This window comes from Pseudomonas spelaei (assembly GCF_009724245.1).
Classification (GTDB): domain Bacteria; phylum Pseudomonadota; class Gammaproteobacteria; order Pseudomonadales; family Pseudomonadaceae; genus Aquipseudomonas; species Aquipseudomonas spelaei.
The window spans coordinates 109828-131549 of sequence record NZ_WNNK01000003.1; the positions used below are offsets into that span (position 1 = coordinate 109828).

Here is a 21722-nt window from a genome sequence, read left to right on the forward strand (position 1 = left end):
CGCGCGAGTAAGTTATGACGCCTTCTTCCAGCTCCAGGGCTTCCCTGTGGGTACAGCCGTTCTTTGTCTTGAATTTGATCTCGGCTTTGATCCGCAAGGCGCTGGCTATCGCTCCGTGCGTATTTGTAATCAATAGTGCACTGGCGGAAGACGTGCAGTTCAACGATGCGTTTCTGCCGGCAGATTCCCGTAACCTCGACCTGGGTGCTTACCAGAACGGTAACCCGGTGACACCTGGCGAGTATCGAGCGGACGTGGTACTGAACGGCGATCTAAGCAGCCGCCAGGACATTCGCATCGAGGGGCCGAAAGACGGTAGTAAACCGGTGATCTGCGTCTCGCGCGCGCTGCTCGAGCGTATTGGTGTGGACATGACGCACCTGCTGCCCGAGGTTAATCTGGCGCTCGACAGTGAGCATTGTCCGACCCTGGTCAGCGTGGTTCCGGGGGCTACGGCGAGCTTCTCGCCAGAGGATCAGCGCCTTGAGATCAGCATTCCCCAAGCGGCTCTGCGACGTAATGCCCGCGGTTATGTCAGCCCCGAACTGTGGGATCGTGGCGTCACGGCTGCGATGCTCAGCTACAGTTTCAACGGTAACCGCAATCAAACCCAAACCGGTCACTACGACTCGGCTTATCTAGGGCTAAACGCCGGCCTCAACCTGGGCGACTGGCGCTTGCGTCACGACGGCTCGATGAGCTGGCAGACAGTTTTAGGGGCCAAGTACCAGTCCCTGGACAGCTACGCCCAACGTGATGTCACCTCATTAAAAAGCCAGCTGACTGTGGGCGAGTCCAACACCAGCGGTGATATTTTTGACACCTTGTCTTATCGGGGGGTGCAGTTGGCAAGTGACGACCGTATGTTGCCTGACTCCATGCGGGGTTATGCGCCGGTGATCCGTGGTATTGCCCGCACCAATGCCCGGGTGACGATTAGCCAGGCAGGTAACGTGTTGTTGGAAACGACCGTGGCCCCCGGCGCCTTTGTGATCGACGACCTGTACTCGACGGGTTACGGCGGCGATCTGAGCGTGATCGTCCACGAGGCGGACGGGACCGAGCAGAGCTTTATAGTGCCCTATGCTTCGGTCAGCCAATTGCTGCGCCCCGGGACTTCGCGTTATAGCCTGACCCTCGGTGAAACCCGCGACAATTACATCGACAAACAGGCGAAGGTACTGCAAGGCACGCTGCAATACGGTCTGAACAATACCTTCACCGGCTACGGCGGGATGCAGTCGAGCGAAGGCTACATGGCCGTGCTCACCGGTCTGGCGTTCGGAACCCCGATCGGCGCCTTGGCGCTGGACGTCACCCATGCCCAAACCGACTTGGCTGCTGGCGCCTCCAAAGGCCAAAGTATGCGGGTGTCCTACAGCAAGAATATCATCAGCACCGGGAGCAACTTTTCGGTGGCTGCCTACCGCTTTTCCACCAGCGGTTACCTGGACTTCAGTAATGCCGTGCAAATGCTCGATGCCGAGAGAAACGGCTATGACTCCAGTCAGTGGGGGCGGCCACGCAGCCGTCTTTCGGTGACTGCCGACCAGGACCTGGGGCGCTGGGGGCATTTTGCTGTCAGCGGTTTCACCCAGAACTATTGGAACCTCCCGGGCAGCGACCTGCAGTATCAGCTCAGTTACAGCAAGCAGATCAATCGAGTGTCTTTCAGCGTCAACGCCGTCCGCAGTCGAGCGGGCTTGGGCGAGATGCAAGACACTCTGTTGTTTACCTTGAACATGCCGCTGGAGTTCGGCAGCTCGGGTAAAAGCCCGCAATTGAGCGCCCAGGTTGGACGCGATGCCCAGGGTAACTACAGCCAGCAAGCGAGTATCAGCGGCAGTGCTGGCGAGGATCACCAGTACGGCTATGGCGCGACTGTCGGCCACGACGGTGCTGGCAATACCAATACTACCTCGCTCAACGGTCAATACACGGGGGCCCGCGCCATGCTGAGCGCCGCTCTGAGTCGTGGCGAGGGTTACACCAGCACGTCGGTGGGAGCCAGCGGCACGGTGGTAGCCCATGCCAATGGTGTGACCCTGACGCCGTATCGCGGCGATACCATGGCCATCGTCACCGCCGAGGGCGCTGAAGGAGCCAAAGTGGGCGGGTATGCGGGGTTGCGAATCGATAGCCAGGGTAACGCGGTGGTGCCCTACCTGCGTCCGTATGAACTCAATGATGTGGCCATCGATCCGCTGGGCAGTTCGATGGATGTTGAGTTGAGCGAAACCAGCCAGCAAGTGGCGCCGCGCGCGGGTGCAGTGGTGCACCTGACATACGGCACCAATCATGGGCGCGCGATAGTGTTCAACGTTCGCCTGGAGGATGGCAGCACCTTGCCGTTCGGCGCCGGCGTAGTGGACTCCGAGGGCACATCGGTGGGGATGGTAGGGCAGGGCGGCCAGTTGTACGCACGCGTCAAGCCACAGATACATCAGTTGTTAGTCAATTGGGGCGATAAAGCCAGTCAGCAATGCGTGCTGGTCATTCCTCCTGCACCAGACAATGGCCAATCACTTCAACAAGTGGACGCGATCTGCACGGCAGGCCAGCAGGTGACCGATAGAGCACTCTCTGCCAACACTCAAAAGGTAAAGCGATGAACATGTTTCTGTCGTGTGAGGTACTCAGGAGAGCATTTGGCATCCTGATGATGTGTGCCGCCGGTTATGCAGGGATGATCTTTAGTGCGTCGGCGCATGCGGAGGTCGCGCCATGCACGATTAGTTACGGGGCGATCACCTTCGGTTCGGTGGCGGTGCCGCTCAATGCCTCGGTGGGCACGCCGATCGGTTCGCCGGTGACGTCGTCGGGAACGTGGAGCTGTCTGTCGAATCCTATCACGGGGTCGGCGTCGAACACTGGTGGCTTCAACCTGGGCTTTAGCCAGCTATTGACCCCAAGTTCGGTGGCCGGCGTATGGAATACCGGCACCCCGGGGATTGGTATCAAAGTGACAGACCAGACCTTCGCGTATAACGGTAACTTCAATGGGGTGCTTTCTGCGGATACGCAAGCCGGCACGTGGATGTACTTCACCGATCCGGATAAAACAACTTTCTCTGGTCCATCCGACACCGGCCGCACGTCGAGCGGCAGCTTCACGCTCAGCTATCAACTGATCGTAACTGGGCCGGTGACGGCGGGCGACTTACCTAGCACGGTGGTGGGTTATTTGGGTAGTAGTAATCCTGTGTCGGGGACGACTATGACGAAAACGACGTCTGTGATAGTGAATAACACGAAGATTGTCTCGACGACTTGCATGGTGACGACAAAGGCGATCAACGTGACGTTGCCCACCGTCACCGCGAACTTATTGAGTCCGGTTGGCAAGACGGCGGGCGACACCAACTTCAGCATTGGATTATCTTGCCAGGCTGGCGCGAACGTCTACATCACATTGACCGACGTCACCAACACCAGCAACACCACCAGTAATCTGACACTCGCTAGCGGATCGACCGCGACCGGCGTGAAGCTGCGCCTGTTGAACAGCAGTGGTTTGCCGGTGAGCTACGGACCGGACTCGGCGGGCGCGGGTAATCCGAATCAGTGGCTGGTCGGCGCGTCGGCGAGCACAACAAGCATCCCGTTGACCGTGCAATACATCTCGACGGGAACGGTGGGCCCCGGCGTGGTGAAGGGGACCACGACGTTCACGATGAGCTATCAGTGAGCGTACCTCAGCCAACGCGTCTGTGACGTTTACCCTCACTTACCAATGAGTCCGCAGGGGACGATTAGTCCCGGTCCAATGCATGTCTGCTTTATTCGGGTGATGTGGCTGCCTACACAAAAAATGACGCCTGCAATCGCGCGAAAGAGGCCGAAATGTGTCGACTGTTCAGCGCGAAATTTGCTTTTAGTCCCAGTCCTATTGGTTTCATTTTTGGCGCTGATAAGCTTCTCCACGAAGAAACTTTCCGGAGTCACCGTGTCATGATTGCAAGCGCTGTTGTACCCCAAGAGTTCAGTGCATTGAGCGTAATCACACTGGCTGCTGATGCATTTTATGCGAACCGGCTTGCTTCCTCGTTGCGGGGCATGGGGGTCACAGCATTGGAAAATTTCGACTCTCTGAGCACGATGACCGCCCGATTGGGTGAAGTTAATGTCGATGTCATTGTCTGCGAGATTCGCACGGAATGCGGTGACGGTCTGATGTTGCCCAGCTTGCTCAAGAGTCTGTATGAGACCGGCACGCTGACCCGGTTTCCGAGTGTCTTCTGGACCGGTGAAACCACGCTGGATCCGGCGCCGATAGTGGTCGACGGAACATCGTCACGGCTGCCCGACTCGGTGCTTGGAAAACACTGGATAAAACGTATGGGGGGCGTGCCGATCAGTTCGCTCGAGTCTCATGCGCGATTGGCCCGGGCCGCCGGGATTGTTGTGGAGATCCTTCGCGAGGGCGGTGGTATGGATTTGGGTGATGCCCTGCGTGCGCTGGTGGATCGGCAGTCGCAAAAGAAAGAGCAAATTGACACCGCAACGTTTGACGCCTTGGCCGAAGATGATGTGATCAGTGCCTTGACCACCGGCAAGGGGCTTCGTTTTGTGTACCAACCGCAGTTCGATTTGCAGACCCGACGCGTGGTCGGCGCCGAAGCATTTGTGCGTTGGCACCATCCGAAACACGGAGAGGTTCCGCCTTCGGTGCTAATACCTTTGGTTCACCGTTTGGGGTTGGACCTGTTGTTATTCAGTTTGGTGGAGGCCTGGACGATCAAGGTCTTAATGGCCTTGAAAAAGGCGCATATAGAGATTCCGATCGCAGTGAATGCATCGGCCCAGACCATCTGTACACCGAATTTCGCTGAGCGTTTAGCGGCGCGAATGGGTGAGGCTGACCTCTCAGCCAACTTGCTGAAAGTTGAGCTCACCGAAGATGTGCCAGCTGCGGACGAGTTGCATTTGTCAGCTTCGTTGACCGCCATTCGCTCAAAGGGGTTTCAGGTCTCGATGGATGATTTTGGCACGGGTTCGGCGACGCTGAAGCTTTTGACGAATCTGTCTTTCGATGAGATGAAAATTGATGGTTCATTTGTTCGCGAAGTTCAGCAGACGACCTCTTCGCGCAAATTGATCTCCGGTATTGTCAGTTGGGCCCGGCTGCTTAATCTGAATTTGGTCGCAGAAGGTATCGAGGACGAGCAGACCATTGCGTTGTTGTATCGTTTGGGCTGTCGAGTGGGGCAGGGGTACGCCTTGGCGCGGCCGATGGAAATGGACGAGTTTTTTGATTTTATGATCCAGGAAGATCGCAGTAGATTAAGTGCTGGCGTGAATGACGTATCATTATGAATAGTCGCAGAGACTCTGATTGTGATACTTGAGGTTTTACGGGTTGTTATTGTTGTTGCAGTGTTCGCTCTGCAGGGTTGTGTGGTAGCTTTAATATTTATAGGTTTGAGTTTTTTATTGTGTGTTTTTCATGTGAAGTAATTGAAGGTTGTTTAAGTTTTTGAACTTGTGCTTTTTATGTGTGTGTCTGTATTGAATTTTTTGATTGGTTGCTTGTGTAATTAGTTGAAGTTTCGATTGTTTGTCATTTGTGTTTTTTTGCTTATACTTCTTAAAGCTGGCATGCGTTCTGTGTGCTTCGTCGAGTGGATTTGTGCGCTATGAAAAGTATCCGCATCGCTTTACTGGATGACCACGCTATCGTGCGCCATGGACTGGTGAATAGCCTTGCGGCGGAGAAGGGCTTTGAGGTGGTCGGTATCTATGAAAAAAGCCGTGACCTGATCGCCGGACTGGCCAAAACGCCCGCCGACCTTTTGCTGCTGGATTTTTCGCTCGGCCCGGATGAGTTGGACGGTGTATCGCTGATCCGCGCCTTGCGGGTCAAGTTTTCTGGGTGTCACATCCTGGTGTTGTCAACCCACCATGACCCGGCAACCGTAGCCTTGGCCATGCGTGTGGGCGCCCGGGGCTTTGTCGGTAAAGGGGAAGAGCTGGAGCAACTGAAAAAGGCCATCCGCACTGTTGCCAGTGGCGCCGCCTATTTGAGCCCTGATATGTCCTATCGAGTGGCCGATGCCGTTGTGTGCGCCACCGTCGTGGCTGATGGTGTGGTGGCGGACCCGATGCAACAGGCTGAACTGACGGCTCGTGAGCAAGAGGTGATCCGTTGTTTCCTGGCGGGTATGACGGTGACTGACATCGCCGATAAATTCAATCGCAGCATCAAGACCATCAGTACACAAAAGGCATCGGCATTTCGTAAGCTGGGGGTTACCTCCAATAACGAGCTGTTCAAACTCAAGAAAATAATAGGCCAGTCATGAGCTGGCTGGCCCGGATTGCGGCGCCACTTCTGGTGCTGCTGGTTTGGGGGTTGCCGTTTGGGGTACAGGAGTCGGTAGCGTCAGTCGAGCTGACGGCCGAGGAGCAGGAATGGATCAAGCAGCAGCCGCCGTTACGAGTGGGGGTGGTTGAGAAGTTGATTCCATTCGAATACCTGAGTGAGGCGCAGCTGCATGGGCTGTCGGCGCAATATCTGGATTTCGTTACCCGCGAAACCGGCCTGAAGTTCATCTATGTTCCTGGTGGCACGACGAAAGCGCGTATCAATGCCCTGCTGCAAGGGCAGGTGGACCTGCTGTCTTTCTATCCTGACAACACGGATGCGCAGACCCCGGCGGTCCGGGCACTGCCTCCCTATCACACCAGCGCGGTAGTCATTGTCACTCGAGTCGGTGGTACCGAGGTTCTAAAGCTTCAGCAATTGGCAGGCAAGACTGTGGTGATTCCGGATGTGGAGCGCTACGTAGCTATGTTCAATGAACAGGGGGTCAAGGCTCACCTTATCAAGAGCAAATCCGTTCTGGAAATGCTGACAATGGTTAAGGACGGTACCGCGGATGCGGCGGTTGATTCGGAAATCTTCCTGATTCCTTATCTGTACCGGCAGTTCCAGGGCATCCTGCATTTGTCGGGGGTCGTCGGCAACGAGCAAGTGGCCGTGGGAATGGCTGTGCGCGCGGATCATGTGATGCTGTATTCGATTCTCGACAAGACCCTGGAGGCGATTTCCGCCGAGCAACGCAAGGAGATCTACCAGCAGTGGTTTAGGGCGCTTGACCTGGATATCCCTTCGATGCGGACCATCACCCGGCATTATTTACATGTGTTCATTCTGGGTGGAGTAGCGCTGATCATACTGTTCGTACTGGTCTACCAGAGCCATCGCCAGCGTCGGCTGGCAGTGCGTAGCGATCAGGAAAAGGCCCTGTTTCTGGCGGTGATGAGTCATGAAATCCGCTCACCTATGAACGCCGTGCTGGCCGCAGTCGAGTTGCTGGGGAACACCCCGCTCGATGAGCAACAACGGCGTTACACGCAACTGGCCAACAGCTGCGCCAACACCTTGCTGCGGTTACTGGATGACGTGCTGGATGTGTCCAGGCTGGAAGCGGGGCAACTGAGCCTCAGTGTTGAAGCGGTCGATGTTCAGGCACTGATTCAGGACGTGGTAGACCTGCATTGGTTGCATGCACGGGGGAAAAACCTGCAACTGAACGTCAGCGCCAAAGCACATCTGCCTCTGCTATTGATGGATGGCACACGCCTGGCGCAGATCTTCCATAACCTGATTTCCAATGCCATCAAGTTCACCGATGCCGGCGGGATCGAGATCAGCCTTGGCCTGATGGAGGCGAAGATCGGGCAAGACCGGCAACTGGTGATTGAGGTGCGTGACACTGGTATTGGTATTTCGGCATCGGTTCAGGCGTCTCTCTTCCGCCCCTATGCCCAGGCCAGTCACTCCTACAAACGCTCAGGTGGGACTGGTCTGGGCTTGGTGATCTGCCGCCAACTGGTGAGCCTGATGCAGGGCAAACTGGAGCTCGGCAGTGAACCGGGAATCGGTACGACGGTGACAATCAGCTTGCCGGTTGCACCCGCACAGGACTGCAGCGCGGGGCTTGTCGATGAGGCTCTACTTGCGCAACCGTTGGCGTCAACACATAGCGGATTGCGCATTCTGGTGGTGGAAGACTCCCTCGCTAATCAGGAAATGCTGCGCGTGCAGCTCAGTAGCTTCGGCTGCTGGCCGGTGATGGCTTCGAACGCCGCTCAAGCGCTGGTGCTGTTTAGTGAGACCCCCTTTAACCTGGTGTTGATGAACTGCGTTTTGCCTGACCAGGAGGGTTATAGCCTGGCCCGCGAACTGCGCAACGTCGAACGGCAACTGCACCATTCACACTGCCCGATAATTGCCCTTTCGGCACTGACCGGTATCCAGCTTTTTGAACGTTGCTTCGATGCGGGGATGGATGGCGTCTTGAACACGCCTCTGCACGCGGCCAAATTGCGAGAAGTCATTGAATTGTGGTGCGAAGTGACGTTGGTGGCCCCCAGCGAGGCTTCGTTGGAGGTGATGCTCGACCAGACCGCAGTGACCCGTGAAATGGCCCGTGACCTGGGCAGCCTGATCAAGGCCAGCGCATTACGTGATTATCCGGTGGCCTTGCATGCTGTTAATCGCCTGCAAAGCACTGCGCTGATTCTGGATTGGACGGGATTGGCCACGGCTGGGGAAGCCCTGGAAGACTTGTTGCGGGCTGACATGTGCTGGGACGATCCAGGTTATCTGCAAGCACTGAAGGAGCTGGTTCAACATTGGCAGGTTCTGGGAGGCGATCAGTCTTTTGATGCATTGCCGCGGTACAGGCCATGAATGGTAATTGCGCGGTGAGTATGGTTTATCGCGGCGTCTTGTTGGTGCTCCTGCTCCTGTGCTTTTTACTGGGTGGTTCTCCATTGTTAAATGCGGACGAGCGGCCAGAGCTGTCGTTGACCCAAGAGGAGCGCGATTGGATTGCCAACCATCCGGTGCTGCGTGTTGCGGTATTCAGTAATCTTGTGCCATTCGAATACATGAATGGCAGCAGGTTGCATGGATTATCTTCCAGATATCTGACGCTGATTGCATCGAGGACAGGCCTGAGTTTTATTTTCATTGCCAATCCCGAGAACCGTGCTCACTTGGACTTGTTGGCCAAAGGCGAGGCCGACCTGGTGTCCTCTGCACGCAATACGCATAACCAGGCGGATGCTTCAGGACTGTCGTTCACCGCGTCTTATTACACCACCTCGGCGATCATCATTACTCGGGTCGGTAAGGGCGGCATCGTTGATCTTGGACAATTGGCCGGCAAAACCGCAGTCGTTCCGGGGCTTGATCGATACCTGCCAATACTAAGCAACGTGGCACCTGGCGTGAAGCTCATCAGTGAACGAAATCCAGTCAAAATGCTGACGATGGTCAGGGACGGCATGGTTGACGCAGCAGTGGCTTCCGATGGATTGCTGATTCCCTATCTGTACCGGCGGTTTCAGGGTGAGTTACAGATTTCCGGAGGTGTGCCGGCGTTGTATGCCGAAATCGGAATGGCCGTGCGAGCGGATCAATTGATCCTGCTGTCAGTTTTACAGAAGACATTGAGGTCCATCAGTGCGGACGAAAACAAGGCGATTTACGACAGCTGGTTTGCTGACATGGACCTGGATGGTCCGTCAATGGAACAAATTGCCGACTATTTCGACCGCGAGTTGCTGCTGCTGTTGGTGGTGATTGTGCTGTTGTTGGCGGTGGCCTGGCAAAATCGCCAACAGCGCCGTCGGGCTATCCGCAACGAGCGGGAAAAAGCCATGTTTTTGGCGGTCATGAGCCATGAAATTCGTTCGCCCATGAATGCTGTGCTGGCTGCTGTAGAGCTACTAGGGCACACCCCGCTCGATGAGCAACAACGGCATTTCACCGACCTGGCTCAAAACGGTGCCAATGCTTTGCTGCGATTGCTGGACGATGTGCTGGATATTTCCAAACTCGAAGCCGGGCAGCTCAAGCTCAACCTGGAGCCTGTGGACGTGCTCGCATTGGTTCAAAACGTGGTGGACCTCAATCAGCTGCGCGCTACGGAGAAAGCTTTGGCGCTGAACATTACCGGCGAGCGTGCCATACCTGCATTGTTGCTGGATGACACCCGACTGGCTCAGGTCCTGCACAACCTGGTTTCCAATGCGATCAAGTTCACAGAGTCGGGGGGGGTCGAGGTCGATTTACAACTGCTCAAGGACCAGGCAGGTGACCCGCAGCAATTGGTGATCTGTATCATTGACAGCGGAATCGGTCTGTCTGAAAACGCGCAAACTTCGCTGTTTCAATCGAATGTTCACACCGAACACGTTGACAAGCGCAAGGGGGATACCGGCCTGGGCTTGGCGATCTGCAAAGAGCTGGTCAAGTTAATGCACGGCGAACTGACCCTGAAGAGCAAACTCGGCGTAGGCACCACCGTCCAGGTTTCTTTGCGGGTCTCTATGGCGCCGGATCTCGATGCGCCGGTGGTGGTTGAAGCGGTTCCGCCTATGGCTGAAATTCCTTTAGTCGATACCAGCCCACGATTACTGGTGGTGGAAGATACCCTGGCTAACCTGGAAGTATTGCGCGCGCAGATCCAGGGTTTCGGTTGCGAGGTGCTGCTAGCGGCCGATGGCGCCCAAGGGCTGGCGTTGTTCACTGCGAATCGGGTCAACCTCGTGTTGATGGACTGTAACCTGCCAGATCAGGACGGCTACAGCCTGGCGAGTGAGTTTCGCGATCTGGAGCTGACTCACCACTGGCCTCATTGCCCGATAATCGCCATTTCGGCGCTTACCGGCGACGAGCATCTTGAGCGTTGTTTCGATGCCGGGATGGATGGAGCGTTGAGCAAACCAATACGATTGAGTCAACTGCAGGAAATTATTGAACTGTGGTGCAACGTGGCAGTGGTACAGCAGGTACAACCACTGATTCCCCAAGTGCTGGATCTGTCCGCCGTGCACGAAGAGGTGCACCGGGATTTGGACAGCCTGCTCAAGGCTGTGGCGCTGTGTGAAGGTGATGCCGCATTGCGTGCTGCACATCGACTGCACGGTGCAACGTTGGTTCTGAAGTGGACGACCATGGTCCAATCAGCCGAAACCCTGGAACGGCTCTTGCGCGATCAAGTCGATTGGAGTGACGAAGCTTATGTCAGAGTTCTTGGTGGTCTAGTCGACCAATGGTACGACCTGACTGACGCGCCTGCTCAAGAGATGCTGCCCCGATAGTTACTGAGCCCCAAGCCTGTCCCCGGTGTTTTCGCATTCATATTTTCAGGACGAGAGCAGAGGTTTCAAATGGCTTCTTTACTGATACGAGGTTTCGGTGACCCCGGCGTTTTCTTGCATATCAGGTCCGCAATGCACTGGCACGGGTCGAATCCCGCCGTGCCGAATTGGCCGATACCGAACAGCAGGTATCACTGGATGTCTGGAGCAGCTACCAGAGCTTCAATATCGAGACGAAAAGCCTGTCTCGTACCCGCGAGCTGGTCGAGCAGTCGCGTCAGGCACTGGAAGTGGTTCAAGGGCGCTACCGCTCTGGAGTTGGAAGCATGATCGAACTGCTCAATGCGCTGACCACCTACGCCAGTGCCGAAGAACTGTATATCCAGGCTCTGGGCAATTGGCAGCGTTCACGCCTGAAGCTGGCTGCGGGCTTGGGCCGTCTTGGGTTCTGGACGATGGATACAAAGTAGTGGCGGCATGATCCAGCGAATAAGCAGGCCTATCTTTTGGGCTTTCTAGTCGGACGGACGGGTAGATCGCAATAGCGTCAACAGAGAGCGCGGACGTCTCTGCTGAGCGAGCGGCAAGGGAGGTTCATCCATCGCTGGGGCTACTGAAGGTGATCTCCTGGCGGTACACATTAGTACGGTTCGATGCTCAAACGGGCCTGGACCATGGCTTGAGGACTGACCTCCAGCTGCAGCGACACCAGGTTGATGCCTTGGTTTTCCACCTCGTCCAGCCATTTGAGCAGGCCTTCGAGGGGGCCTCCGAGGTTGAGATTGAGGCGCCCGGAGTCTTCGCTGTCCATACGTTCGATGATCAGGTTGGCCGCGGCGGTGCTGCTGGTAACCAGGCCGGCCAGGGTATTGGGCTGTGGGTTATGAGCGGTAGTGAGCATGGGGAGCTTGAGCAGATCAGCTTGCAATTGTAATACCTCCTGGAAGTGCTGTTCAGCTTGTTGCAGGGCTTGGTGTTGAGGACGATAGAGTAGGGTCCAAAATAGCGTCGCCGCTAAAAACAGGGTGAGCAACTGCAGGGTCAGGCGATCGCGGGCCGGGAGCTGTTGCCAGCGGTTCGAGTAACGGGCGAATAGGGGAGTCATGGCTTAATCCGTAATTTTCAAGCGTGCGCTGACCCCGTCAGGGGCGAGCACAGCCGAGTCGGCCTGCACGTTCGCTCCTTGCTGCGCGAGGTCTTCACGCAGGCGTTCCAGGGTGGAGAAATTCGGCGCGCTGACTTGCAGCACCCAGCCTTGCGCCTGTTGGTAGTCCAGTCGACGTATCAGGGTATCGCCGTCGGTGGTCCATTGGCTGGCCAGGCTTTCGAGCCTACGCGCCAGGCTTTGTCGCGGCTGGCTGGCTTGATGGGCGCGGGCCTGAACCTGGCGGGCGAGATCGATCACCCGGGGTTCATCGGGAAAGCGTTGCTGCCAGAGCGCTAAGCTGGCTTCGGTTACTTGCGCGGTATTGTGTTGCAGCAACCATCGATGGCCCACGTCCTGTGCCACTTGGGCGCCCCAGGCGATGGCCAGGATTGCGATAAGCGCCCTCCAGGGCGTTCGTGAGGCGCTACGCAGGGCGAATGCCCCCTGGCGCAGGTTGATGGCTTGAGCGCTGCCGCGTGCCAAGAGTGGCCAGGGCGTTTCCTGGCTGTATTGCAGGTTGTCAGGCAGCAGTGGTGCCAGTTCCTCTATTGCCCGGTCGCAGAGTGCCAGGCGTTGCTGACAGCCCCCGCCAATCAACCAACGGTCGTGGCAGCGCAGGGCCAGCGGGTGGGTATCCGGCAGGCAATCAGCATCGACGTGAATGCGTTCGACAGTCAAGTCATGGCGGGTCAGTCGCTCCAGCAGTTGCTCCAACCACTGTCGTTGCAGAACGAACAGACGACAGTGACGACGCACCTGCAACGGCCCGCGGGCCAGGTGTAACTGCTCGGGGTCGTCCAGCAGGCGCTCCTCCAGTACCGAATGGATAGCTTGCTGTAGCCAGCGGCCGCTGCGCGGCGGTACCTCGAAGCAGTGATGGCTGGTGACTTCGGCAGGCACCAGTAGGGTCAGTTTCAGGCCAGCCAGTACGGTTGCCTGCTGCAGCGTGCCTTGCATCGGTTCGCCGTCGGTTTTCCACCAGGTGACAGGCGAGTCGTCGGCCGCTGTCACGGTGGTGAGATAAAGCCAGGCTTGCATGCAGTTACTCCGGAAAAGGGAAAGGGGCGGTCAGACTGCGCTGTAGTACGCTGACCTGACCGTCCGGCTCGATGCGCAGTCGGCTGATCAGGCGCAGTTGACGGTCACCCAACTCGACATCCAGCACCGCCTGAAAATGTCGGCTACTGACATCGAGCCCTTGGGCATTGATCTCGTGGTGTTTCAGCAAGGGCGTTTCGAGAAACTCCTGGACGCTGGTATAGCCATCGGTGGGGCGTGTTTGCACCAGGGCGCTGGCTTGAGTCAGGTCGAGCTGACCGAGACTGGCCAACTGCTCAGGGGTGGCGGTATTGAGATTCAGCCCGCCCGGTGTGGTTCTGACCCAGGGGCGCAGGCGCGCCATAACGGCTGCGTCGACGGACTCCAGACGCATCAGTTCGCTGCTGTCGTTCCAGGCCAAGGGCTTGCCGTCAAAACCCCGTGACAACGGCAGGCGTCCTGGATCGTGCGACGGCAGGGCGAGTTCCATCAGCAAGCGTTGATAGCGGGCGCGGCTGATACGATCATTGGGCGTACGCAGGGTATTGAGGTTGAAACGTGCACTGAGGTCTTGCACCCGGATGTGTATACGTGCGCCGTCGATGTCGAAGGTCGGCGTACTCTGTGCCCAGCGTTGACCCAGATGCATCCGCTTGGGTTCCGGTGCGTCGCGCCAGTCGTCGCGCAGTTGCCCACGCGCCCAAGCTTCGCCGCTGAGCGCCAGTTGCCACAGTTGCTGTTGCGACATCTGGTTGGAGCTGCTGATCAGGCTCAGGCGCTGGCGGGCGAGCATGTCACTGACGATCAGCGTGGCGAGTGAGGTGATCAATAATACGCTGATCAGCGCAATGCCCCGTTGTTTATAGACCTTAACCATTGTCCTGCCCCTTGAATCCCGGCAGCAGGATCACCCGCCGCAGGCCCGGATACCCGGGGGCGTCAAATTCCAGTTCAATGGCCTGAGGCAAGCTCAGCGGAGCATGGCCAACGGGCCATTTGAGATGCGCCTGACCCTGCGCATCAATGTAACGCAGACGTTCGAGCCTGACGCCATCGAGCAGCAACTGTTGTGTGGTGCTCCCGGACAGGACAGGACTGTCGATCGGGCTGCGGTACTCTCGTCGCCATTGGCCGTCGTCCCAGCGATGGTTGACCAGCAGCAAATCGTTGCGCGCCTGCTGCAGTGGATTGCTCCAGCCGCCACGCACCCACTGAATCCGCTCAGGCTCGCCAATCAGTGCGTTGCGCGCCGAGCTGCCGTTGACCGGATAGGAGATAGCCTGGGTCAGGTCCCGCTCGAAGATACCGACGGCGCGCTGCAGACGGCGTAGTTGTAGTTCGTGCTGATGAATTCGCTGGTCGGTATGCATCATGCGCTCCAGCAGTTGATAGCAAGCCAAGCCGAGCAGACTGAACAGTGCCATAGCGATCAGCACTTCGAGGAGGGTAAAGCCACGCTGTTTGCAGCTCATGGGCGCGCCTCGATGAAACCCACCAGACGCGCACGTTGCCGTGAACTGTCACCGCCGGTGAAGACTTCAATGGTGATTTTGAGTAGGCGCGGGTCGGGTGCCGTGGCCATCTCGCTGGTCAGCAGCCAGTCGCGGCCGGCGAAGCGCATCGGCTCCTGCCGTTGGCTGTCGGGTTGGCGTATGCCTGCGCGTAGTTCGTTCAGGCGATTGTCCGCCAGCCATCGCGCCAGGGTACGTTCGCTTAGGCCTCCGTTATTGCCGATAAGGTGCTCGGTGGCGCTGTAGAGCGCTAGGGACAGCGTGGCGAATATCGCCAGGGCGACCATCACTTCGAGCAGGGTGAAACCTGCTTGTTCATTGCGCAGGGGCAAGACGCACCTCCTCGACACCGTCGCTGGACAGTGACAGCAGGGGTTGCTGACGGTACTCGAACAACAGGCTGAAAGGCGACATCTGCTCGCTGGGCAGCATCCACAATTGCGGCTCTTGGCTCTGGCTTTGTGGCGGTGGCTCATGCAGATTCAGGCGTAGCTCGTCAGGTACCCGGTGTTCGGTGAAGCGTTTGTCCGGTTGCCATTGGCCACGAAGGTCCAGGCTGAGGACCGCATAGTGGGTCGGCTCCAGGCGCAGACCGTGGCTGACGTTATTCAGCACGGCGTCTTCGCGCAGCACACCGATGAGGTTGCGCAGGCGTTCAGCCTCGCGCCGGGCCTTTTGCCCCCCCGAGTCATTCTGTACCAGCCCGACGAGGCCGGCCATCAAGCCGATGATCAGTATGACTACGAGTAGCTCCAGCAGAGAGAAACCGGCCATTGGCTTGCGCACTTCAAGGCTCCCAGTTGCCGATGTCGGCATTGGTTCCATCGCCGCCGCTGCGGCCGTCGGCACCGAACGAGTACAGGTCGTAGGCCGAGCCTTCGCGGCCAGGCGTTAGAAACTGATAGGGATTACCCCACGGGTCCTTGGGCAGGCGTTTGAGGTAGCCGTCGGGGTTCCAATTGAGTGCCGACGACAGGCCGGTCGGTTTTTTTACCAGGGCCTCCAGGCCCTGCTGGGTCGTGGGGTAGCGATGGTTGTCGAGCTTGTAGATTTCCAGGGCCGTGGCTATCGCCTTGATATCGCTGCGGGTGGCGGTAATCTTGGCCTGCTCCGGCCGGCTCATGATCTGCGGAACGACCAGGGCGGCCAGGACACCGAGAATCACCACGACCACCATGATTTCGATCAAGGTGAAGCCACGTTGGCGGGAGGGGGTTTGCATACTGTGTGCCTTTCAGGTGATGAGTTGGTTGAGGTTGAGAATGGGCATCAGGATCGCCAGGACGATGACAAGTACGCTGGCTCCCATGAAGACCAACATGGCCGGCTCAAACAAGCCGACCAGCATGGCGATACCGTGGGACAGCTGGGTCTGCTGCTGGTGGGCGGCGCGTTCAAGCATGCTGTCCAATTCGCCTGAGCGTTCGCCGCTGGCGATCATGTAAAGCATCATCGGCGGGAAGTCGCCGCTCTGTTCCAGGGCCCGGGTCAGCCCGCTACCTTCGCGTACCGCGCGGGCCACGTCTTTCATACGAATACGAATCTGCTGGTTGGCGACTACTTCGGCGGAGATTTCCAGCGCATCCACCAACGGCACTCCGCTGTGTCCGAGAATCGCCAGGGTGCTGACAAAACGCGTGCTGTTGCTGGCCTGGATGACACGTCCGACCACCGGCAATATCAGCTGCATTCGGTGCCAGCGCAGGGCGAGCGCGGGTTTGCGCAAGGCGAGTCGCAGGCTGGCGACACCGCTGGCAAGGGTCAGGAGCAGTAGCAGGCCGTAGTCCCGGGCGAAGTCGCTGGTGGCGATCAGGCCGCGCGTGAGCAGCGGCAGTTGTTGGCCGCTGTCGATGAAGACCTTGACCACATCCGGGACGACGAAACTGAGCAAGAAGCCGACGATGCCGAAGGCCGCCAGCAGCAGGATGCTCGGGTACAGCATGGCCAACTGAAGCTGCTGGCGGGCGGCGTGTCGGGCTTCGGTGTAGTCTGCCAGTTGCATCAGGACTTGAGCCAGATGGCCGGCGCGCTCGCCGGCAGCCACTGTGGCCCGGTACATAGACGCGAAGGCTCGCGGGTATTCGGCCATGGCCCGCGCGAGGTCATGTCCTTCCAGGACCCGTGCACGGATCGCTAGCATCATGCTTTGTTGTGCACGCTTGCTGCATTGTGCGGCGACGGCAGCCAGCACTTCTTCCAACGGCAAGGCTGCTTGGACCAGGGTCGCGAGTTGACGGGTCAGCAAGGCCAACTTGGCCGGGCTGAGGCTTTGCCCGCTGGTCAGCGTGGTGCCTGATCGATCCTGTTGCCCTCGAGCAGGTTTGACCTGCAGGGCGATCAGGTTGCGCTCGCGCAGCCACTGGCGGACCTGCCTGGCGCTGTCGGCTTCTTGCACACCGCGGGTCTTGCGCCCGGCGTTGCACATAGCGAGGTATTCGTAGGCGGCCACAGTCAGTGCTCCCGGGTGACGCGCAGCAGTTCTTCGACGCTGGTGACCCCTTCCAGGACCTTGTTCCGGCCGTCGGCGAACAGGCTGTCGGCATGCTGGCGCGCGTAGTGGGTCAAGGCAGCCTCGCCGGCCCCTTCGTGGATCAGTTGGCGCAGTGGCTCGTCGAACAGCACCAGTTCGTAGATGCCCTGGCGGCCGCGATAACCGCTGTTCTGGCAGGCCGGGCAGCCGATGGGCTGATACAGGACTGGCGGCTGTTGCGGATCGAAGTTCAGTTGGCAGCAGGCGGCGGCGTCGGCCACGGCAGCCTTCTTGCAATCGCTGCAGAGCACCCGCACCAAGCGCTGTGCGACCACACCGAGCAGCGAGGTGCAGAGCAGAAAGGATTCGATGCCCATATCCAGCAGGCGGGTGACGGCGCCGATAGCACTGTTGGTGTGCAGGGTGGACAGCACCAAGTGACCGGTGAGGGAGGCCTGTACGGCAATGTCGGCGGTTTCCCGGTCGCGAATTTCCCCGACCATGACCACGTCCGGGTCCTGGCGCAATATGGCGCGCAGGCCACGGGCGAAGGTCATGTCGACCTTGGTGTTGACCTGTGTCTGGCCGATACCTGCGAGGTGGTACTCCACCGGGTCTTCGATGGTCAGGATATTGCGCGTTTGATTGTTCAGGCTGCTCAGTCCGGCATAGAGCGTGGTGGTTTTACCGGAGCCGGTCGGGCCGGTGACCAGCAGGATCCCGTGGGGGCGCAACAGGGCGTCTTCCAGTTTGGCGCGGATCGCTTCGGCCATTCCCAGTCGTGCCAGGTTCAGCCGCCCGGCCTGTTTGTCGAGCAAGCGCATGACCACCCGTTCTCCATAGGCCGAAGGCAGCGTGGACACCCGTACATCCACTTCGTGGCTGCCGATACGCAGGGCAATGCGTCCGTCCTGGGGGATGCGCTTCTCCGCAATGTCGAGTTTGGACATGACCTTGATTCGTGACACCAGCAGGCCTGCCAGCTCCCGACGCGGTCGCAATACCTCGCGCAGCAGGCCGTCGACCCGCAGGCGCACAGAGAGATGCTCCTCGAAGGTTTCCAGGTGGATATCCGAGGCCTTGAGCTTTACTGCCTCGCCCAGAATCGCGTTGATCAGGCGAATGATTGGGGCATCGTCTTCCTGCTCCAGCAGGTCAGTGATCTGTGGCAGCAGTTCGGCCAGGCTGGCGAGGTCGTTTTGGCCGGCAATCTGGTCGCCAAGCCCTTCGGCCATCTGCATGGCGTCATTGCGGCCGTCGCGATATTGCTCGGCCAGTAGCTCGGCGAAGCGATCACCATCGAGTATCTGGCAGCCCAGGAGAGGGCCATGGCAGCGCCGGATTTCGGTGAGAGTCTCCAACGGTGTGTCGCCACGGAAATAGAGCTGCAGGCCATGTTCCTGGTGCTCCAGTAGTACGCCATGGCGTTTGGCGAAGCCAAAGGGCAGGCGAGTGACCTGATTCATTGGCGCGGCTCTTTGACGCGCATATCGATGGCCGAATCTTGCGGCGCGGCGTCGAACAATTGTCGTGAGTCGGTTGGCAATGCCAGGCTGTTGTGGCTATCCCCGGTTGCTCGAAGCTTGCGCAGGTCGTTGTACTTGCGATCACTGACATTAGCGGCATCCACACTGCCGCGGACCAGGGTCGGACGCAGAAAGATCATCAGGTTGGTCTTCTCGGTGATGTCCTTGGTACTGGTAAACAGCCTGCCGAGCCACGGGATACTACCCAGCACGGGCACTTTGCTGACTTGGGTCTTGACGTTGTCCTTGATCAGTCCTCCCAGAACGATGATTTGTCCGTCATCGGCGAGGATGGTGCTTTTCACCGAGCGCTTGTTGGTAATCACGTCACTGGTGGTGATGCCGGGTGGGGCGCTGGCGAGTTCCGAGCTTTCCTGTTCGACCTTCAGGCGTAGGGTATTACCCTCGTTGATATGCGGCGTCACTTTGAGGGTGACCCCGACATCCTGACGTTCCACGGTGGTGAAGGGGTTGCTGGCCCCAGCGGTATCGGTGGTGTAGGAGCCGGTCTGGAAGGGCACGTTCTGGCCCACGAGGATTTCCGCGGCTTCGTTGTCCAGCGTCAGTAGGCTTGGGGTAGACAGCAGGTTGTTCTTGGAGTCGCTGGAGAGGGCCGTGACCAGCGCACCGAAATTGCTCGAACCGATACCAATGATGGCGCCGTCCGGCAGGGCGGCGTTCTTGTCTTTGTCCTGACTCAGCAGCGTACCGATCGACAGGCCGGTGCCACTGAAGTTGGTACCACCGGCGACGTTGCCCGCGCGCGCCGCCCATTGCACGCCTAGGGCTTCGTTGATGTCGCCACTGACTTCGACGATGGCTGCCTCGACCAGCACCTGGGCCCGTGGTTGGTCCAGTTGGGTGATGACTTTATTGAGCATGCTCAGTTGCGCCGGGTCGGCCATCAGCACTAGGGCATTCTGGCTCTCGTCTGCGCTCACGAGTATCGAGCTGCCGCTACCTTTGCTGTCGCCACCACCGCGATTACCGTCTTCCATGCGCTTGCCAATGCCGTTGAGCAGCTTCGCCAGCTGTTTGGCATCGCTGTGATGCAGGCGCACCACGCGTGCGCTGTCATTGGCATTGCTCGGTACGTCGAGGGTCTTGACCAGGTCGGCCATGTGTTGGCGGGCCTGTGCCGGGCCTGCGAGGATCACCCGGTTGCTACGGGCGTCGCCCACGGCCTTCGCCTGGCTGGGGCCATTGCCATTCTGGCTGATACTTTCGTTCAGGACTCGCGCCACATCGTTGGCCCAGGCGTGTTTGAGGACAACGGTGCTGAACGAGCGGTTGCCGGCCTGGTCCAGCTCGTTAACCACCTGGCGGATACGTTCGACGTTGCTGGCGCTGTCGGAGACCACCAGTGCGTTAGAGCTGGCCGAGGGGGCGACATAGGCGTCATCGCCCACCAGCGGGCGGACCACGCCGGAGACTTCTGCGGCGTTGGCGTTGCGCAAGTCGAGGACTCGGGTGACGAATTCATCGCCAGAGTGCTGACTGGATTTGGTCTTGGCTTCGACCGCCGGCATGATCAGCACTCGATCGCCTTGATCCAGGGCGACGAAGCCCTGGCTACGCAATACGCTGAGGAACAGCGAGTAGATACCGTCCTTGTCCAGGGCCTTGGACGATTGCACGCTGACCTTGCCTTGAAGCCGGTCATCGACCACCAGGGTTTTTCCGGTGATTTCACCGACTTCGCTGACCAGGTCGCGTAGTTCGGCGTCTTTCATGTTCAACGTCCACAGGCTCTGAGTGGTGAGCGTCGCGGAGCTGGGCATGGCGTGCAACAGGAGGCTGAAGCCGAGCACGGCGCCTGCAATTTTTGGCAGTTTCATGGTGTGTTCTCTATGGCGTGCAGAAGGGTCGTGGCATTTCGGTCGACGACCTCCGGTGGGGTTGCCTGGGGGCTGAGCAGGCGCATCGGGCGCCTGGGCAGAAGCAGATTCTGTTCACGACCGTTACGCACTATCACGACCTGATCGGCGCTGACGCTCTTGAGCAGTGAGCCGTCGGGCAGGCGTTCTCCCTGGGAGTAAAAAGCCCGGCTGTTGGTATGTTGGATCAGGGCCCTGGATTGCTCGGGCTGGTTGCCCAGCAAGCTGGCAAGCAAGATCAACGGATGGCTTGATTGCGAGCTGTCTAGTTCGATCGGCAGGGCCCCGAAAACCCTGGCGATGTTGTGGTTGTCCAGCGGCGCGGGCAGCCGTTTTGCGGTGCTGAGCGGCACCGTCGTCGGCGCCAGTTGGCCTGTCGCCGTTTGCTGGTAGGTCCAGCTGTTGAGGCCTAGCCAGGTCAGCCAAAGACAAAGGGCGATCAGGCTGACGGGCAGCAGACAGTGTTGCCTGGGCCAGCGTCGCCACATTGAAAAAATGGCATTCATGGTTGTTTCGGCAGCATGCGTCCGAGCACGCCATGTCCGCGCAACTGATGGATGATCACCGCGGCGATATGGCCTGCCACTAGCAGCGCCAGGGCTACGCAGCTGTAGTGGTGAAGCTCCTCGAAGAAGAGGATGGCCGTCAGGTTCTGTAAGGGTTGAGGGATGAGCAGGCCGAATACATCGATCGGTCGCGACATCATTAGCACGCCGCTGAGCAGCGCCGTGCCAAGGGTGATCAACAGTGCGGCGTGCCCGGCGTGCACCAGGAGGCGTTCACGCGGGCTCTGATGAGCGGGAGCCGCTGGAGCGGGATGAAGTACAAGGTAGAGTAGCCGCAGGGCGAACAGCGGTACCAACAGGGTGGTCAGCGATACGTTGATAAACGCGAGGACTTGTTTGACCGACGGCGGTGGCTGTAGCAGGGCACTGGCGTAACCGCTGATGGTTGCCCAAAGGACAACGGCGGCGAAAATCCAGTGCAGCAGTCTGCGTGGTTTTGAGTAGTGAGGGTGGCTCATGTCGATTCCCT

General features: G+C 58.6%; 18 protein-coding genes and 1 pseudogene. 7 read left to right on the forward strand and 12 right to left on the reverse strand.

All coding sequences use genetic code 11. The features are described from left to right. The first annotated feature begins 14 nt into the window (after nucleotides 1-14). The 7 genes and pseudogenes from GNF76_RS04710 to GNF76_RS04740 form a co-directional block, all read left to right on the forward strand. Nucleotides 15-2612: a fimbria/pilus outer membrane usher protein gene (locus GNF76_RS04710; RefSeq protein ID WP_155582015.1), complete on the forward strand. Its 2598-nt coding sequence runs from the start codon at nucleotides 15-17 to the stop codon at nucleotides 2610-2612. Then, complete coding sequence (locus GNF76_RS04715; RefSeq protein ID WP_155582016.1) at nucleotides 2609-3688, forward strand: fimbrial protein; 1080 nt, start codon at nucleotides 2609-2611, stop codon at nucleotides 3686-3688. The genes GNF76_RS04710 and GNF76_RS04715 overlap by 4 nt, the downstream gene beginning before the upstream one ends. Nucleotides 3689-3843: 155 nt before the next feature. Then, nucleotides 3844-5316, forward strand: coding sequence for an EAL domain-containing protein (locus tag GNF76_RS04720; RefSeq protein ID WP_178123178.1), 1473 nt, complete (start codon nucleotides 3844-3846; stop codon nucleotides 5314-5316). 320 nt (nucleotides 5317-5636) lie between these two features. Further along, the gene (locus tag GNF76_RS04725; protein WP_155582017.1) at nucleotides 5637-6302 is read left to right on the forward strand and encodes a response regulator transcription factor; all 666 of its coding nucleotides are present in this window, start codon (nucleotides 5637-5639) and stop codon (nucleotides 6300-6302) included. Continuing rightward, nucleotides 6299-8698, forward strand: coding sequence for an ATP-binding protein (locus tag GNF76_RS04730; protein ID WP_155582018.1), 2400 nt, complete (start codon nucleotides 6299-6301; stop codon nucleotides 8696-8698). The genes GNF76_RS04725 and GNF76_RS04730 overlap by 4 nt, the downstream gene beginning before the upstream one ends. Beyond that, nucleotides 8695-11118 carry an ATP-binding protein gene (locus tag GNF76_RS04735; RefSeq protein ID WP_155582019.1) on the forward strand — a complete coding sequence of 808 codons (2424 nt, stop codon included), beginning with the start codon at nucleotides 8695-8697 and terminating at the stop codon, nucleotides 11116-11118. Before GNF76_RS04730 ends, GNF76_RS04735 begins: the two co-directional genes overlap by 4 nt. Nucleotides 11119-11237: 119 nt before the next feature. Continuing rightward, nucleotides 11238-11588: pseudogene (locus tag GNF76_RS04740) on the forward strand (TolC family protein); the annotation flags it as partial. Between the two features lie 170 nt (nucleotides 11589-11758). Here the strand turns inward: GNF76_RS04740 and gspM are convergent. From gspM to GNF76_RS04800, 12 genes are read right to left on the reverse strand one after another with little or no spacing between them, the layout of a single operon-like run. Next, nucleotides 11759-12223, reverse strand: a complete 465-nt coding sequence (gspM, locus tag GNF76_RS04745) for a type II secretion system protein GspM (RefSeq protein WP_155582021.1) — start codon at nucleotides 12221-12223, stop codon at nucleotides 11759-11761. A 3-nt stretch (nucleotides 12224-12226) separates the two neighbouring features. Continuing rightward, nucleotides 12227-13303, reverse strand: a complete 1077-nt coding sequence (gene gspL, locus GNF76_RS04750; RefSeq protein ID WP_155582022.1) for a type II secretion system protein GspL — start codon at nucleotides 13301-13303, stop codon at nucleotides 12227-12229. A 4-nt stretch (nucleotides 13304-13307) separates the two neighbouring features. After that, nucleotides 13308-14180 (reverse strand): type II secretion system minor pseudopilin GspK, encoded by an 873-nt coding sequence (gene gspK / locus GNF76_RS04755; RefSeq protein ID WP_155582023.1) that lies wholly within the window; start codon nucleotides 14178-14180, stop codon nucleotides 13308-13310. Further along, a complete protein-coding gene (gene gspJ, locus GNF76_RS04760; RefSeq protein WP_155582024.1) occupies nucleotides 14173-14775 on the reverse strand; it encodes a type II secretion system minor pseudopilin GspJ in 603 nt (200 codons plus the stop codon). Before gspJ ends, gspK begins: the two co-directional genes overlap by 8 nt. Next, entirely contained in the window at nucleotides 14772-15146 is a 375-nt protein-coding gene (gene gspI / locus GNF76_RS04765) for a type II secretion system minor pseudopilin GspI (protein WP_155582025.1), read from the reverse strand. The genes gspJ and gspI overlap by 4 nt, the downstream gene beginning before the upstream one ends. Further along, nucleotides 15130-15600, reverse strand: coding sequence for a type II secretion system minor pseudopilin GspH (gene gspH / locus GNF76_RS04770; protein ID WP_178123179.1), 471 nt, complete (start codon nucleotides 15598-15600; stop codon nucleotides 15130-15132). Before gspH ends, gspI begins: the two co-directional genes overlap by 17 nt. 1 nt (nucleotide 15601) lies before the next feature. Beyond that, nucleotides 15602-16036 (reverse strand): type II secretion system major pseudopilin GspG, encoded by a 435-nt coding sequence (gspG, locus tag GNF76_RS04775; protein WP_155582027.1) that lies wholly within the window; start codon nucleotides 16034-16036, stop codon nucleotides 15602-15604. A 12-nt stretch (nucleotides 16037-16048) separates the two neighbouring features. Then, a complete protein-coding gene (gene gspF, locus GNF76_RS04780) occupies nucleotides 16049-17263 on the reverse strand; it encodes a type II secretion system inner membrane protein GspF (protein WP_178123180.1) in 1215 nt (404 codons plus the stop codon). A 2-nt stretch (nucleotides 17264-17265) separates the two neighbouring features. Then, entirely contained in the window at nucleotides 17266-18750 is a 1485-nt protein-coding gene (gene gspE, locus GNF76_RS04785; RefSeq protein ID WP_155582028.1) for a type II secretion system ATPase GspE, read from the reverse strand. Continuing rightward, a complete protein-coding gene (gene gspD / locus GNF76_RS04790) occupies nucleotides 18747-20648 on the reverse strand; it encodes a type II secretion system secretin GspD (protein WP_155582029.1) in 1902 nt (633 codons plus the stop codon). Before gspD ends, gspE begins: the two co-directional genes overlap by 4 nt. After that, nucleotides 20645-21193, reverse strand: a complete 549-nt coding sequence (locus GNF76_RS04795) for a type II secretion system protein N (RefSeq protein WP_155582030.1) — start codon at nucleotides 21191-21193, stop codon at nucleotides 20645-20647. Before GNF76_RS04795 ends, gspD begins: the two co-directional genes overlap by 4 nt. Next, nucleotides 21190-21711: a cytochrome b gene (locus GNF76_RS04800; RefSeq protein WP_155582031.1), complete on the reverse strand. Its 522-nt coding sequence runs from the start codon at nucleotides 21709-21711 to the stop codon at nucleotides 21190-21192. The genes GNF76_RS04795 and GNF76_RS04800 overlap by 4 nt, the downstream gene beginning before the upstream one ends. Nucleotides 21712-21722 lie beyond the last annotated feature (11 nt).